Genomic DNA, 14,190 nt, shown 5'->3' with positions numbered 1-14,190 from the left:
TGGAGTTCCTTGAGAGAAGTCGTTTCGGCTTGGGTCCGGGCCCGGCGACCGCTGAGTCTGGAGGGGGGCGAGTGGATCCAAGGCAAAACCATGTGTGAAGACAACAGGGATGGGGGATAGATCGTGGCCGCTCTGGCGCGATGGTGCTTCCGGCACAAATGGCTGGTGATCCTGCTGTGGGTGGCGGCGCTGCTGGGGGCCAGCGCTGCGGGGAAGATCGCCGGCAATACGTATTCGAATGTGTTCTCGCTCCCCAACACCGAGTCGAGCAAGGTCATGGACCTGCTGGACAAGGCGGTGCACGAGCAGTCGGGCGAGTCCGACACCGTGGTGTGGCATGTCGACTCCGGCTCGGTGCGGGACGCGTCGGTCCAGCAGCGCATCACGTCGATGCTGGACAAGGTCAAGCACCAGAAGGACGTCGGTCAGGTCGTCAGCGCCTACGACCCCGCGGGGTCCGCGCAGATCAGCAAGGACGGCACGACGGCGTACGCGAAGGTGACGTACGACGTGCTCGGCTCGGCGCTGGAGAAGTCGCAGGTCCAGAACCTGGTCGACACCGCGCACGGCGCGCGCGCCAGCGGGCTCCACGTGGAGCTGGGCGGCGACATCATCAACACGGTCGAGCAGCCGCCGGCCGGGCTGAGCGAGTTCGTCGGCATCGGCGCCGCGGCCGTGGTGCTCTTCCTGGCGTTCGGCTCGCTGTTCGGCATGCTGACGCCGATCGTCACCGCGCTGTTCGCCATCGGCATCTCCTCCGCCATGATCACCCTGCTCACCCACACGATGAACGTGCCGGACTTCGCCGGACAGCTGGCGATGCTGGTGGGTCTGGGCGTGGGCATCGACTACTCGCTGTTCATCGTGACCAGACATCGCAAGGGCATCCTGAGCGGCAAGTCGCCGGAGGATTCCGCGGTCACGGCGGTGAACACCTCGGGCCGGGCGGTGCTCTTCGCCGGCGGCACGGTCTGTATCGCGCTGCTGGGCATGTTCACGGTCGGCCTGAGCTTCCTCTACGGCGTGGCGATCTCGGCCGTGATGACCGTGGTGGTCTCGGTGCTGGGCGCGGTCACGCTGCTGCCCGCGCTGCTCGGGGCGTTCGGGATGCGGGTGCTCAGCCGCCGCCAGCGGCGGAAGTTCGCCGCGAGCGGACCGCATGTCGGCGACGCGGTCGGTCCCGCGATGCGCTGGTCGACGTTCGTGCAGCGGCACCCCAAGGTGCTGGCCTCGGTCGCGGTCGTGGTGATGGTGGTGCTGGCGATCCCGACGCTGTCGCTGCGGCTCGGCTCGTCCGACCAGGGCAACGACCCGACGGCCAACACCACCCGCAAGGCGTACGACCTGCTCGCGGACGGTTTCGGGCCCGGCTTCAACGGGCCGCTGACCATCCTGGCCGAGGTGCCGGGCGGCGCGAAGGACAAGGCGGCGCTCGACAGCCTGGTCACCACGCTGGACCACACCAAGGGCATCGCCTACGCCGCCGCGCTGCCGATGCAGCCGAACAGCAAGGTGGCGCTGGTGACCGCGGTGCCGACGACGTCGCCGCAGGACAAGGCCACGACCGAGCTGATCAACCACCTGCGCGACGACGTGGTGCCGGCCGCCGAGAGCGGCAACACGATGAAGGCCTATGTGGGCGGTCCGACCGCCATCTTCAAGGACTTCGCGTCGGTGCTCGGCAGCAAGATGCCGATCTTCATCGGGGTGATCATCGCGCTGGGCTTCGTGCTGCTGCTGCTCGCCTTCCGCAGCCTGGTCGTCCCGCTGACCGCGGCGGTGATGAACATGGTCGCGGCGGCCGCGTCGTTCGGCGTGCTGGTGGCGACCTTCCAGTGGGCGTGGGGCGGCAGCGTGCTGGGCGCGAGCCGGCAGGGGCCGATCGACGCCTTCCTGCCGGTGATCATGCTGGCGCTGCTGTTCGGCCTGTCGATGGACTACCAGGTCTTCCTGGTCAGCCGGATGCACGAGGAGTGGGTCCACACCAAGGACAGCGCCCGTGCCATTCGGATCGGCCTGGCCGAGACCAGCCGGGTGATCAACTCGGCCGCGGTGATCATGATCTGCGTCTTCGGGGCGTTCGCGCTCAGCGGCGTCCGGGTGCTGGGCATGTTCGGCATCGGGCTCGCGGGGGCGGTCGCGCTGGACGCGTTCATCCTGCGGTCGGTGCTGGTGCCGTCGCTGATGCACCTGTTCGGCAAGGCGAACTGGTGGCTGCCTGCCTGGCTGGACAAGCGGCTGCCGCACATGGCGGTCGAGCCGGCCGAGGACGAGCCGGCTTCGCCGCAGGGCGGGACGCCGGACAGGGCGCTGGTGACCTCCGCCGACTGACGCACACCCGCGGGGTCTCTCCCCCGCCGCTCCCGGCCCGGCTCCGATCCCTCGGAGCCGGGCCGGTTCGTTTTCCCCGCGGCACCCGTGGCTAGCTTGAACGTGTTCAACAACAGCGCTATGGTCGTCCTGTTCGGAGTTTTGAACACGTTCAAGGAATGTCGAGGGGTGGAATTCACATGGACCTGACCGTCCTCGCCTACGCCGTCTACCTGGTGGTCAGCATCGGGCTGACCGTCTGGGTGGCCAGGACACTCAGCACCAACGGCCGGATCTTTCTCGCCGACGTGCTGCACGGCGACGAGAAGCTCGCCGACGCCGTCAACCATCTGCTGGTCGTCGGCTTCTATCTGGTGAACCTGGGCTTCGTCGCCCTCTACCTGAAGTCGGCCGACACGGTGGAGGACGCCCGCCAGGTCTTCGAGCAGCTCTCGGTCAAGCTCGGAGTGGTACTGCTGGTGCTCGGCGTGATGCACCTCGGCAATGTCTACGTCCTCAACAAGATCCGCCGCCGCGGCCTGATGGAGCGCGAGCAGTTCCCGCCGGTGGACCCCGACGGGCACACCGAGACCGCGGGCGGCGGCTGGACCGGCCCGAAGCCCGCGGGGGCCTAGATGGCCGCCGAGGAGGCCGTGGCGGCGCCCAGCGCGCGGGGGCGGGTGCCGCTGCGCGGGCTGACCGTGCTGTACGACCCGGACTGCCGGCTCTGCGCCTTCGTCGGCGACTGGCTGGCCGGGCAGCGCAAGCTGATCCCGGTCCGGCTGGTCCCGGTCGGCTCGGAGCGGGCCCGCCGGCTCTTCCCGGCCCTCGACCACGACGGCGCCACCCGCCGGGAGATCACCGTCGTCGGCGACACGGGCCAGGTCTACGTCGGCGACACCGCCTGGGTGGTGTGCCTGTGGGCACTCGCCGACCACCGCGCCCTCGCCCACACCATGAGCACCCCGGCCGGCCGCCGGCTGGCCAGGGCCGCGGTGCTGGGCGTCGCCAGATACCGCGGCGCCGACCGGACCCCCAGGCAGCCCGGCGGGCACTCCGGCCGCCGGCCGGCGCCCCCGGGGGCCGACCGGATACCGGTCCGCACGGCCCGCATGCCAGGCGACCCGTCGCGTACCGCCTGGGTCTACGAGGGCAACGGCGGCTGGACCGCCCGCAGGCCCGGCGACTGCGCGGACGGGTGCGAACCGCCCGGATAGGCTCACCGTGATGGAGGACAACAGCAGCGGTACGACGACAGGACCGACCCCCGGCCCCGCCACGGGGGCCGGGGCCGCCGAGGAGCTGCCCGGCGGCCGGGCGCGGCCCAAGACCGGCAAGAGCGAGCAGACCCGGGCGCTGATCCTGGAGACCGCGATGCGGCTCTTCAGGGAGCGCGGCTACGACAAGACCACCATGCGGGCCATCGCCCAGGAGGCGGGCGTCTCGGTCGGGAACGCGTACTACTACTTCGAGTCCAAGGAGTTCCTGATCCAGGGCTTCTACGACCGGATGACGTACGCGCACGCGCTGGACGCCACGGCCCGCATGGCGGGCGAGCGGGACTTCGACGCCCGGCTGCGTATCGCCCTGGACTCGTGGCTGGACTGCGCCGCCGACTACCACGGGTTCGCCGCGCAGTTCTTCCGCACGGCGGCCGACCCGGACAGCTCGCTCAGCCCGTTCTCCCGGGAGTCGCATCCGGCGCGGGCCACCGCGGTCGACCTCTTCCGCGACGTCCTGACCGGCTCGGACCTCGCCCCGAAGCTCGACGCCGAGCTCGCCGAACTCCTCCCCGACCTGCTCTGGCTCCACCTGATGGTGGTCGTCCTCTACTGGGTCTTCGACCGCACCCCCGACACCGCGCGCACCCGCGAGTTCGTGCGCCGCTCCACCCCGCTGGTCGCCAAGCTGATCTCGCTGTCCCGCTACCGGGTCTTCCGCCCGATGGTCCGCGACGCCAAGGGCCTGATCCAGGACTTCATCCTGCCGACCTTCGGGCGTACCACCGCCGCCCGCGGCCCGGCTCCCTCCCGGCGCGACTGACCCCGGCGCGGCTCACTTCCCTGCAGGTGCCGGGTCCTGCGGCTGCGGCTGCGGCTCGGTCACCGCGGGCCGCCGGCCGTCCTTCCGCGCGCGCAGCGCACGCAGGCCGCGGACGCCGATCACGCCGATCGCCGTACCGAAGACCGTCGAGACCACCGCCAGCGTCAGGTGGATCCAGAAATACGCCGTCGGAGACGAGTGGTCACCGTGCCGGAAGGCCAGACCACTGGTGTCCTTCCACAAATTCTTGACAAAGGTGACCCAGACGATCCACGACCACACCCCGAAGGCGGCGAGGAACCAGGACACCGGGCGACTGAGCTTCATAAGTCCCAGTATGAGCGGCGTCGCGCCGCACCCGAAGTCCGGGGGCGGGGGGGCCGTCGGAGCCGGGGGCGGCTCCTGGGGCGGAGGGGATCACCTGGGTGCGGGGTAACCCTGGGCAGGGAACGGACAGCTGAGCCCTGTACGTTCTTGCGGTGCCTACGTCTCAGACCGCGCCACCCGCCCGACGCGCGCTGCGCCATCGCATCCTGGCCGTCACCGCGACCGCCGTGCTGCTGGGCGGCACCCTCACGACCGGGGTGGCCACGGCCGCCCCGGAGCGCGGGCCGAAGGTGCCGCAGCCGCCCGCGCGGATGTCGACGGTCGGCGGCGACCGGCTCGGGCTGCCGGGCACCCAGGTGGACCTGTCGGGCGGTGTGCCGGCGCTGCCTGCCAAGCTGACCGCCCGGTCGTGGGTGGTGGCCGACGCGGAGACCGGCGACATCCTCGCCGCGCACAACGCGCACTGGCAGCTCGCCCCGGCCAGCACCCTGAAGATGCTCTTCGCGGACGCCGTGCTGCCCAGATTCCCGTCGACCGAGCAGCACGTCGTCGCCGCGAGCGACCTCAACGGCATGGGCGACGGCAGCAGCCTGGTCGGAATACAGGAGAACCAGGGCTACTCGGTGCGCGACCTGTGGCTCGGGGTCTTCCTGCGCTCGGGCAATGACGCCGTCCACGTGCTGGCGGCGATGAACGGCGGCGTGCCCAAGACCGTCGCGGACATGAACGCCCTGGCCAAGGAGCTGCAGGCGAACGACACCCACGTCGTCACGCCCGACGGCTACGACGAGCCGGGGCAGCACAGCAGCGCGTACGACCTCACGCTCTTCGCCCGGCAGGGCCTGCAGAACGCGGACTTCCGCGCCTACTGCTCCACGGTCGTCGCGCAGTTCCCCGGCGACTACAAGAAGGACAAGAACGGCAAGCCGACGAAGGTCCGCGACTCGTTCCAGATCCAGAACACCGACCGCCTGCTCAGCGGCGACTACGACCTGAAGCGCTACCCGGGCATCGCGGGCGTCAAGAACGGCAACACGACCAACGCGGGCGCCACCTACACCGGCGTGGCGGAGCGCGGCGGCCGCAAGCTGCTGGTCACCGTGATGAACCCGGCGCCCGGGCACAACAACGTCTACCGCGAGGCGGGCGCGCTGCTGGACTGGGGCTTCGCGGCGGACGCCACCGCCAAACCGGTCGGCACCCTGGTGCCGCCGCTGAGCCAGGTGAAGGCGTCGGCCTCGCCAGTGCCGACCTCCTCCGCGGCCAAGCGGATCGACGCGTCGACGAGCACGTCGTCGTCCTCGTCGAGCGGCCTGTGGACGGCCGCCGGCATCACCGCGGGTACGGCGCTGCTCCTGGCGGTCGTCATCGCCGTCATCCGCCGCCGGCGCCCGCTCCCCGGCATCGTGCCGGACGGCGGAACCGGCATCGTGCCGGACGGCGAAACCGACGCCGGAGCGGACGACGAAACCGACGCCGGAGCGGACGACGGAGCGGACGGCGGAACCGGCGGCGAAACCGGCGGCGGGTCGGAGGGCTCCGGCGGGCCGAGCCGCCGCGCCGGCCGTGGAACGCGCCGTCGCAAGCGCGGCTGACCCGGCCGCCCGCCGGTCGGCTCGGCTGCGGCTCCCCCGGTTCACCGCGCCCAGCGGGTCGCGCCCCCCTCGGGCTCGGGCCCGGGGGGCTCGGGCGGCGGCTGGTCGGGGGCATGGCGCGGGGTGACGGTCCAGGCGGCGCAGTACAGCAGCAGCTTGGCCATGAAGTTGAACCACAGCAGCAGGGCGACCGGTGTGCCGAAGGCGCCGTAGATGTTGCGGCCGGCGACCCGTTGCAGGTAGCTGGCCAGGGCGACCTTGAGGACCTCCAGGCCCACCGCGCCGATCAGTGCCGCCACGATCACCGGCTGGCGCGGCGGGTCGACGCCCGGCATCAGGGTGAGGAGGTAGAGCAGGATCAGGAAGTCGGCGACGACCGCGAGGATGTAGCCGACGACGGTCAGCAGGACCCGCCCGCTGCTGTGCTCGGACAGGCCGATGCGGTCGGCGGTCCAGTTGACGGCTGCGGTGGCGAAGCCCGACGCGCCGAGCGAGACCAGCACGGCGACGCCGAGGCCGAACAGGATGCCGGCGTCGGTGAGCTTGCCCACCACCACGTTCTCGTCCGACCGGTCCTTGCCCCACACCGCCCGCAGGCAGTCCCGCAGCGAGCTGACCCAGCCGATGCCGGTGAAGAGCAGCACACCGGACGCGATCAGGCCGACGGTGCCCGCGTTGGCGACCAGCCCGGTGATGTCGATCTGGTCGGCGATGCCGGGGATCTGATCGGTGAGCTTGTGCTCCAGGCGGTCGAGCTGACTCTGCGTCAGCAGCGCGGCGCCCACCGCCGCGGCGACCGTGATCAGCGGGAAGAGCGCCAGGAAGCTGGTGAAGGTCATCGCGGCGGCCAGCCGCGTCCAGTGCACGTCCAGCAGGTGCGCGAAGGCCCGCCAGGCGTGCGTGCGCATCACCCGGTCGACCAGGTGCTTGAGGCGCCTGTCGTACCACGGCCCGAGCCGTGGACCGATCCACGGGATTCGGGTCAGCCAGTCCATGGCGGTCGGTTACCCTGCGCGGGCCCCCGCACGCTCCGCCTGCCCCGGCCGGCGGTACGGAAGACCAGGGTGCGGGTGCCCCAGAAGCGCAGGGCGGTGGCCAGCACCATGCCGACGCCGGCGCCCGACACGATGTCCGCGCGCGGGCTGGTGAAGCCCAGGACGTAGTGCGAACCGGCCAGGCAGAGCAGTTGGACGCCGGCGCCGGCGGCGTTGACGGCGAAGAAGACGCCGTAGCGGCGGGCCCGCCCCGCGGTGGGGGCGCGGCGGCGGTAGGTGCCGAGCGCGTTGCCGAGGTAGGCGATGGTGCAGCCGGCGAAGAAGGACAGCGACTTGGCGGTGAGCGGCCCGACACCGGTGTGGCCGCGCAGCCAGACGAAGAGTGCGAGGTCGGCGGCGAAGGCGGCGCCCCCGGCGAGGGCGAAGCCGGCTATCTCGGGGAGCATGCGGCGCAGCCGGGCCGGGCGGCTGGCACGGCGCGGTGGGCCCGGCGGCCCCGGGCGGCTCGGCGATGGACGCCGGGCCGCCCGCCGCGGTACGAGGCGCGGCGGGCGCCGCAGTGTGCGTCGGGGTGACTCGGTGCGTGCGCTCATCTGTTGACCGCGGCGAGCACGTACAGCGCGCCCCAGGCCAGGCCGATCACCACGAGGGCGCGGTCGCGCAGCAGTACGTCCTCGGGGGCGCCGGCCGAGCCGGCGTCGGCGAAGACCGCGTAGCGCAGCACCGACAGGATGAACGGGATCATCGACAGCTGGCGCCACGGGAGCAGGCCCGAGGCCGAACCGCCGGTCTCCATGGCCCACAGGCAGTACGCCAGCATGCCGACGCCCGCCGCCAGCTGCCACACGAACCGCAGGTAGCCCGGGGTGTACTCACCGAGCAGCGCGCGCGTGGCGCCGACGTCGCCGCCTTCGCCGGAGACCAGTACCAGCTCCGAATAGCGTTTGGCCGCCACCATGAACAGCGCGCAGAAGCCGGAGGTGATCAGGAACCAGCGGGACAGGCCGATACCGAGGGCGACCCCGCCGGCCATCGCGCGCATCAGGAAGCCGGTGGTGACGATCACCAGGTCGACCACCAGCATGTGCTTGAGCCACACGCAGTAGGCGAGCTGCATCACCACATAGCCGGCGAGCAGGCCGGCGGTGTCGGCGTTGCACGTCAGCGCGGCGGTGACGGGCGCGGCCACCGCGAGCAGGCCGCCCGCGGTATAGGCGGCGCCGACGGGCACCTGCCCGCAGGCCACCGGACGCCGCCGCTTGACCGGGTGGGCCCGGTCGGCGTCGGCGTCCCGGGCGTCGTTGATCAGGTAGACGGCCGACGCGCACGCGGTGAACAGCACCAGCACGACGCCGAGCTGTACGGAGTCGCGCAGCGACAGCAGCCGCCCCGCGGCGAAGGGCGCGGCGAGCACCAGCCCGTTCTTGACCCACTGCCGCGGCCGCGCGGTCCGCAGCAGACCCCCGGTCAGCTCCCGTGCGGGCTTGCCCCGCGCCACGACCCCGGCCACCCCGGTGGCGGCGGTCTCCTCGACCAGCACGGCTGAGGGTTCACCCACGGGACCCACCGCCTGCGGCCGCGGCCGGCAGCACATGCGCGGCGACCACCGCCACGGACCGGGCGCCCGCGCCGGTGACGGCGAACCGGGCAGCGGCGCCGGCGCCCGGCAGGACGTGCCACCCGGCTCCCGCGGGCCCCCCGGCGCCCAGCGTCCAGGCACGGCCCATCCGGGCCGCCGCGGCCCCCAGCAGGGCGCCGCAGGCGACGTCGCTGGGGTAGTGGACCCCGGCGACGAGCCGGGAGACGCAGATGGCGGCGGCGAGTACCGGCACGGTGGCCGCGCCCGGGAGCAACGCGCCGAAGGCGACGACGGCGGCGGCCGAGGAGGTGGCGTGCGAAGAGGGGAAGCTGTGCCGCCCTGCGGTCCGCACGAGGGGCGCGGCCCCGGGGATACGCGGACGGGGGCGCCGTACCAGCCGCTTGATGCCCATGCTCGCCACGTGCGCGGCGGCGACGACGGCGGTGGCCCGCACCCACGCGCGGCGGCGCTCGCTGTCGCCGAGTGCGCCGGCGGCGCCCGCGGCGATCCACACGGCACCGTGCTCGCCGGTCCGCCCGAGCACGCGGACCGCGTTCGCGATCCGCGGGTCGCCGCCGCAGTCCCGCAGGAGGCCGACCAGCCGCAGGTCGAGGCGGGCGGCGGTCACGACGCGGCCCTTACGCGGCCGGGCGCCGGGAGCCGTCCGGCGCCGAGGTCCGGCACCGCGCGGCGGGCGCCCCCCGCCGGAGCCGGGCGCGGTCGTCAGGCCGCGGGAGGGGCCGGGCGGGCCGGCCGGGAGCGGGGTGGTGGGCCGGGATATCGAGGTGCCGCGCTGTGCGGCGGAGTCGGATCGGCGCATCGGCGGTTTTCTCCCTCCGCGTGATGGTCCGCGGCATGGGCGCGGGGCGGGTCCCGCGGCGGTGGCCGCGAGGGTCCCGGTCCCGCGTGCGTGGCCGCGGGTCGTCCGCGGAGCTCTTCCGCGGTGCGCACGCCGGGCGTGCGCGCACCGTCCGCACGCGGGGTGCGACGTGTCGCACCGCGATGCGTCCAGCCCCGGGTTATTACCGTGCGGGCCTCCCGCTCACGCAGCGGCACTCACCCTTTACGGTGAGAAACGCCGCAAAACCCCCTTTTGCTATCTTCCGGGCGATACGGTCAGCGATATGCCCGTACCCTTCGCCGCCGACCCTCCCGCCGAGGCCATCTCCGTCACTGGTTGGGGCCGCACCGCGCCCAGCTCCGCGCGGGTGCTGCGCCCCGGCACGTACGAGGAGGCGGTGCGCGCCGTGCGCGAGTGCGGCGGGCGCGGGGCGATCGCCCGCGGGCTCGGGCGGGCGTACGGGGACGCGGCGCAGAATGCCGGGGGCGCGGTGCTGGACATGACGGGTCTGGACCGCATCCACGAGATCGACGCGGTCAACGGCCTGGTGGTGTGCGACGCGGGGGTGTCGCTGCACCGCCTGATGCAGGTGCTGCTGCCGCTCGGCTGGTTCGTCCCCGTCTCCCCCGGCACCCGCTACGTGACCGTGGGCGGCGCGATCGGCGCCGACATCCACGGCAAGAACCACCACACCTCGGGCTCCTTCTGCCGCCATGTCCGCGCCATCGAGCTGCTCACCGGCGACGGCGAGACCCGGCTGGTCACCCCGGAGGACGAGCCCGACCTGTTCTGGGCGACGGCCGGCGGCATGGGGCTGACCGGCGTCGTGCTGGCCGCCACCGTCGAGCTGCTGCCGGTGGAGACGTCACTGATGACGGTGGACACCGAGCGGGCCACCGACCTGGACGACGTGATGGCCAGGCTCACCGCCGACGACCACCGCTACCGCTACTCGGTCGCCTGGATCGACCTGCTCGCGCGCGGCGCGCGGACCGGCCGCGCGGTGCTGACCCGCGGCGACCACGCCCCGCTCGACGCGCTGCCGCCCCGCCTGCGCGCCGAACCGCTGGCCTTCAGCCCCGGCGCCCGCCTCCCCGCGACCCCCCGCTTCCTGCCCGGGGGCCTGCTCACCCGCCGCAGCGTCGGCCTCTTCAACGAGTTCTGGTACCGCAAGGCCCCGCGCGAGCAGCGCGGCAGGCTGCGGAAGCTGTCGTCGTTCTTCCACCCGCTGGACGGCCTGCCCGACTGGAACCGGATCTACGGGCGCGGCGGCTTCGTGCAGTACCAGTTCGTCGTCGGCCACGGTGAGGAGGACGCGCTGCGCCGGATCGTGCGGCGCATCGGCTCCCGCCGCTGCCCGTCCTTCCTCGCGGTGCTCAAGCGCTTCGGCGACGCCGACCCCGGCTGGCTGTCCTTCCCGGTCCCCGGCTGGACCCTGGCCCTGGACATCCCGGCCACCCTCCCGGGCCTGGCCGCCTTCCTCGACGAGCTGGACGACGAGGTGGCGGCCGCCGGCGGCCGCGTCTACCTGGCCAAGGACGCCCGGCTGCGCCCGGACGTGCTCGCCAGGATGTATCCGCGCCTCGACGCCTTCCGCGAGCTGCGAACCCGCTACGACCCGCGCGGCGCCATCACCTCCGACCTCGCCCGCCGTCTGGGCGTGTGACCCCGACTTCCGTGGAGAGCCCATGAAGGACGCCTTCGGTGCCCCGCAGTCCCTGCTGATCCTCGGCGGCACCTCCGAGATCGGCCTCGCGACCGCCCGCCGCCTGATCACCCGCAGGACGCGCACGGTCTTCCTCGCCGGCCGCCCCTGCGAGCAGCTGGAGGCCGCCGCCGAGTCGCTGCGGACGATCGGCGCGCTCGTCACGACCGTGCCCTTCGACGCGCTCGACCCCGCCTCGCACGAGGTCGCCCTCGGCAAGGTCTTCACCGAGGGCGACGTCGACATGGTGCTGCTCGCCTTCGGCGTCCTGGGCGACCAGGCCCGCGACGAGCAGGACCCGCTGGCCGCCGTCCACGTCACCCAGGTCAACTACACCGGTGCCGTCTCCGCCGCCCTGGTCAGCGCGGCCGCCCTGCAGGCGCAGGGCCACGGCTCCCTGGTCGTCCTCTCCTCGGTCGCCGCCGAGCGCCCGCGCCGCGCCAACTTCATCTACGGCAGCAGCAAAGCGGGCCTCGACGCCTTCTGCCAGGGCCTGTCCGACGCCATGCACGGCTCGGGGGTGCATGTAATGACGGTCAGGCCCGGATTCGTCCACACCCGCATGACCGAGGGCCGCCCCGCCACCCCGCTGGCCAGCACCCCGGACGAGGTCGCCGCCGCCATCGAACTGGGCCTGCGCCGCCGCAGCACCACGATCTGGGTGCCGGGCACGCTGCGCCTGGTGATGGCGGCCGTCCGCCACCTCCCGCGCCCCGTCTTCCGCCGCCTGCCGGTCTGAGCGCCCCCGCCGCGGCGGGACGCGACGGTCCCGCCGGACGGCCCCGCCGTCAGAGGCGGGTCGCCTCACGGGGCACCGGGACCGCTTGCTGGTGGGGCACCGTGGGGACCTCCGCGGCGAAAGGGTATTCACGCATCTTGCGCCACACGCCGTCGCCGCCCTGCTCGTAGAGGGCGAAGCCGGTGGTGGTCCATTCGGCGGCGAAGTCGGCGAGCTCGCGCTGGGCGCGGTCCATGGCTGCCTCGGGGATGCCGTGGGCGACGGTGACGTGCGGGTGGTAGGGGAACTGCAGCTCACGGGCGACGGGGCCGGACCTGACCTGCTCCTGGAGGTCGGCGCAGACGGCGGCGCCCTCGGCGAGGCGGACGTAGACCACCGGGGAGAGCGGGCGGAAGGTGTCCGTGCCGCGCAGGCGCATCGGGAAGGGGTGCCCCTGGGCTGCGACCTGGGCCAGGTGCCGCCGGAAGGCCGGGAGCTCGGCGCAGCCGACGTCGGTGGGGGGCAGCAGGGTGATGTGGGTGGGGATGGCGTACGCGGCCGGGTCGCCGAAGCCCGCGCGCCGGTCCTGGAGCAGCCGTCCGTACGGCTCCGGGACCGCGATGGACACGCCGATCGTCGTGGTGGTCTCCAAGGCGTTCACCCCTTTCCCCCAGGTCGGTGCCGGCGGCACAGGTCGTCGCCGTCGTCATGCGCGTCGCGCCTACCCCGTATCCCCGTTGTCCCCCGCCGCTCTTGCGCCCGGTGCTAGTGCTTGGCCGGCACCAGGCCCATCCGGTCGTACGCAGCCGCCAGTGTCTCGGCCGCGACGGCCCTGGCCTTCTCCGCGCCCTTGGCCAGGACGGAGTCCAGGGTCTCCGGATCCCCCAGATACTCCCTCGTACGCTCGTGGAAGGGTGTGACCCACTCCACGAAGATGTCCGCGAGGTCGGTCTTGAGCGCACCGTAGCCCTTGCCCTCGTACTGCTGTTCCAGTTCCGGAATTCCGGTACCGGTGAGGGCGGAGTGAATGGTGAGCAGATTGCTGACGCCCGGCTTTTCCGTTTCGTCGTACCGGATGACCGTGTCGGTGTCGGTGACCGCGCTGCGGAATTTCTTCGCCGAGACCTTCGGGTCGTCCAGCAGGTTGACCAGGCCCTTCGGGGACACGGCCGACTTGCTCATCTTCGCGGTCGGGTCCTGGAGGTCGTAGATCTTCGCGACCTCGCGCACGATGTGCGGCGCCGGAATGGTGAACGTGTGACCGTAGCGGCCGTTGAAGCGCTCGGCCAGGTCGCGGGTCAGCTCGATGTGCTGGCGCTGGTCCTCGCCGACCGGGACGCTGTCGGCCTGGTAGAGCAGGATGTCGGCCACCTGCAGGATCGGATAGGTGAACAGGCCCACCGTGGCGCGGTCGGCGCCCTGCTTGGCGGACTTGTCCTTGAACTGCGTCATCCGGGAGGCCTCGCCGAAGCCCGTGATGCAGTTCATCACCCAGCCGAGCTGCGCGTGCTCGGGCACGTGGCTCTGGATGAACAGCGTGCAGCGGTCCGGGTCGAGACCCGCGGCCAGCAGCTGCGCGGCCGCGAGCCGCGTGTTGGCGCGCAGCTCCGCCGGGTCCTGCGGAACAGTGATCGCGTGCAGGTCCACGACCATGTAGAAGGCGTCGTGCGACTCCTGGAGCGCCACGTACTGCCGGATCGCACCGAGGTAATTCCCCAGGTGGAAGGAGCCGGCGGTGGGCTGGATACCCGAGAGGGCGCGGGGACGTTCGAGGGCCATGTTCACCATTCTCTCAGGTCGGCGCACACTCCCACACCCCTGAACGGAACCGGCGGATCTGCGACGGGACGGGGTTTTCGCCGAAAGGTTTCACGCCAACATCGCTGAGCGACGATAGAAATGGGGCAGCACGCCCCGTGGGCACACCCCGCCCCGCTCCCAGGCAAGGGCCTGGCTCCTGACGCACGACGAACGGAGTACGCACGTGAGCACCAGCACCTCAGGCTCTCCCGCCACCGCGGGCACCTCCTCCCCCGCCGCCTCCCCCGATCCCGCCGCCTCCCCCGGTTCCGCCACT

Annotated in this window: 14 protein-coding genes; 7 read left to right on the top strand and 7 right to left on the bottom strand. The window is 72.6% G+C overall.

Going from position 1 to position 14,190, the window contains the following annotated elements; translation table 11 throughout:
• Nucleotides 1-123: 123 nt before the first annotated feature.
• The 4 genes from BUE44_RS01280 (at nt 124) to BUE44_RS01265 (ending at nt 4,353) form a co-directional block, all read left to right on the top strand.
• A complete protein-coding gene (locus BUE44_RS01280; protein ID WP_073492677.1) occupies nt 124-2,331 on the top strand; it encodes an MMPL family transporter in 2,208 nt (735 codons plus the stop codon).
• A 179-nt stretch (nt 2,332-2,510) separates the two neighbouring features.
• The gene (locus tag BUE44_RS01275; protein ID WP_073492675.1) at nt 2,511-2,945 is read left to right on the top strand and encodes a hypothetical protein; all 435 of its coding nucleotides are present in this window, start codon (nt 2,511-2,513) and stop codon (nt 2,943-2,945) included.
• Nucleotides 2,946-3,527, top strand: coding sequence for a thiol-disulfide oxidoreductase DCC family protein (locus BUE44_RS01270; protein ID WP_073492673.1), 582 nt, complete (start codon nt 2,946-2,948; stop codon nt 3,525-3,527).
• Between the two features lie 10 nt (nt 3,528-3,537).
• On the top strand, nt 3,538-4,353 hold the full coding sequence (locus BUE44_RS01265; protein WP_073492671.1) for a TetR/AcrR family transcriptional regulator: 816 nt from the start codon (nt 3,538-3,540) through the stop codon (nt 4,351-4,353).
• 12 nt (nt 4,354-4,365) lie between these two features.
• On the opposite strand, the gene BUE44_RS01260 is transcribed toward BUE44_RS01265, so the two are convergent.
• Nucleotides 4,366-4,680, bottom strand: coding sequence for an SCO4848 family membrane protein (locus tag BUE44_RS01260; protein ID WP_073492669.1), 315 nt, complete (start codon nt 4,678-4,680; stop codon nt 4,366-4,368).
• A 152-nt stretch (nt 4,681-4,832) separates the two neighbouring features.
• Here BUE44_RS01260 and BUE44_RS01255 point away from each other — a divergent pair, with 152 nt between their 5' ends.
• Nucleotides 4,833-6,275, top strand: coding sequence for a D-alanyl-D-alanine carboxypeptidase family protein (locus tag BUE44_RS01255; RefSeq protein WP_073492658.1), 1,443 nt, complete (start codon nt 4,833-4,835; stop codon nt 6,273-6,275).
• Nucleotides 6,276-6,316: 41 nt separating this feature from the next.
• On the opposite strand, the gene BUE44_RS01250 is transcribed toward BUE44_RS01255, so the two are convergent.
• The 4 genes from BUE44_RS01250 to BUE44_RS01235 all read right to left on the bottom strand — a co-directional run bounded on the left by BUE44_RS01250 (nt 6,317) and on the right by BUE44_RS01235 (nt 9,477).
• Entirely contained in the window at nt 6,317-7,270 is a 954-nt protein-coding gene (locus BUE44_RS01250) for a YihY/virulence factor BrkB family protein (RefSeq protein ID WP_073492656.1), read from the bottom strand.
• Complete coding sequence (locus BUE44_RS01245) at nt 7,258-7,716, bottom strand: GtrA family protein (RefSeq protein ID WP_073492654.1); 459 nt, start codon at nt 7,714-7,716, stop codon at nt 7,258-7,260. Before BUE44_RS01245 ends, BUE44_RS01250 begins: the two co-directional genes overlap by 13 nt.
• 143 nt (nt 7,717-7,859) lie before the next feature.
• Nucleotides 7,860-8,828, bottom strand: coding sequence for a decaprenyl-phosphate phosphoribosyltransferase (locus BUE44_RS01240; protein ID WP_073493386.1), 969 nt, complete (start codon nt 8,826-8,828; stop codon nt 7,860-7,862).
• Complete coding sequence (locus BUE44_RS01235) at nt 8,821-9,477, bottom strand: phosphatase PAP2 family protein (protein ID WP_073492652.1); 657 nt, start codon at nt 9,475-9,477, stop codon at nt 8,821-8,823. The genes BUE44_RS01240 and BUE44_RS01235 overlap by 8 nt, the downstream gene beginning before the upstream one ends.
• A gap of 496 nt (nt 9,478-9,973) precedes the next feature.
• On the opposite strand from BUE44_RS01235, the gene BUE44_RS01230 reads away from it, so the two are divergent.
• Nucleotides 9,974-11,356: an FAD-binding protein gene (locus BUE44_RS01230; RefSeq protein WP_073492650.1), complete on the top strand. Its 1,383-nt coding sequence runs from the start codon at nt 9,974-9,976 to the stop codon at nt 11,354-11,356.
• Between the two features lie 22 nt (nt 11,357-11,378).
• Nucleotides 11,379-12,134, top strand: coding sequence for a decaprenylphospho-beta-D-erythro-pentofuranosid-2-ulose 2-reductase (locus tag BUE44_RS01225; protein WP_073492648.1), 756 nt, complete (start codon nt 11,379-11,381; stop codon nt 12,132-12,134).
• Between the two features lie 49 nt (nt 12,135-12,183).
• On the opposite strand, the gene BUE44_RS01220 is transcribed toward BUE44_RS01225, so the two are convergent.
• Complete coding sequence (locus tag BUE44_RS01220) at nt 12,184-12,765, bottom strand: 2'-5' RNA ligase family protein (RefSeq protein ID WP_073493384.1); 582 nt, start codon at nt 12,763-12,765, stop codon at nt 12,184-12,186.
• Between the two features lie 113 nt (nt 12,766-12,878).
• Entirely contained in the window at nt 12,879-13,892 is a 1,014-nt protein-coding gene (gene trpS, locus BUE44_RS01215; RefSeq protein ID WP_073493382.1) for a tryptophan--tRNA ligase, read from the bottom strand.
• Between the last annotated feature and the right edge of the window lie 298 nt (nt 13,893-14,190).

The sequence above is a fragment of the Actinacidiphila paucisporea genome, from assembly GCF_900142575.1.
Taxonomy (GTDB): Bacteria; Actinomycetota; Actinomycetes; order Streptomycetales; family Streptomycetaceae; genus Actinacidiphila; species Actinacidiphila paucisporea.
Note: the sequence above shows the minus strand (reverse complement) of the source record. Positions and strands in the feature narration are given on the sequence as shown.

What these genes read in the sequence shown, in the direction of transcription:
- BUE44_RS01230 (WP_073492650.1), top strand. Translation starts at nt 9,974, where the DNA reads ATGCCCGTACCCTTCGCCGCCGACCCTCCCGCCGAGGCCATCTCCGTC.
- BUE44_RS01225 (WP_073492648.1), top strand. Translation starts at nt 11,379, where the DNA reads ATGAAGGACGCCTTCGGTGCCCCGCAGTCCCTGCTGATCCTCGGCGGC.
- BUE44_RS01260 (WP_073492669.1), bottom strand. Translation starts at nt 4,680, where the DNA reads ATGAAGCTCAGTCGCCCGGTGTCCTGGTTCCTCGCCGCCTTCGGGGTG.
- BUE44_RS01250 (WP_073492656.1), bottom strand. Translation starts at nt 7,270, where the DNA reads ATGGACTGGCTGACCCGAATCCCGTGGATCGGTCCACGGCTCGGGCCG.
- BUE44_RS01275 (WP_073492675.1), top strand. Translation starts at nt 2,511, where the DNA reads ATGGACCTGACCGTCCTCGCCTACGCCGTCTACCTGGTGGTCAGCATC.
- trpS (WP_073493382.1), bottom strand. Translation starts at nt 13,892, where the DNA reads ATGGCCCTCGAACGTCCCCGCGCCCTCTCGGGTATCCAGCCCACCGCC.
- BUE44_RS01270 (WP_073492673.1), top strand. Translation starts at nt 2,946, where the DNA reads ATGGCCGCCGAGGAGGCCGTGGCGGCGCCCAGCGCGCGGGGGCGGGTG.
- BUE44_RS01245 (WP_073492654.1), bottom strand. Translation starts at nt 7,716, where the DNA reads ATGCTCCCCGAGATAGCCGGCTTCGCCCTCGCCGGGGGCGCCGCCTTC.
- BUE44_RS01265 (WP_073492671.1), top strand. Translation starts at nt 3,538, where the DNA reads ATGGAGGACAACAGCAGCGGTACGACGACAGGACCGACCCCCGGCCCC.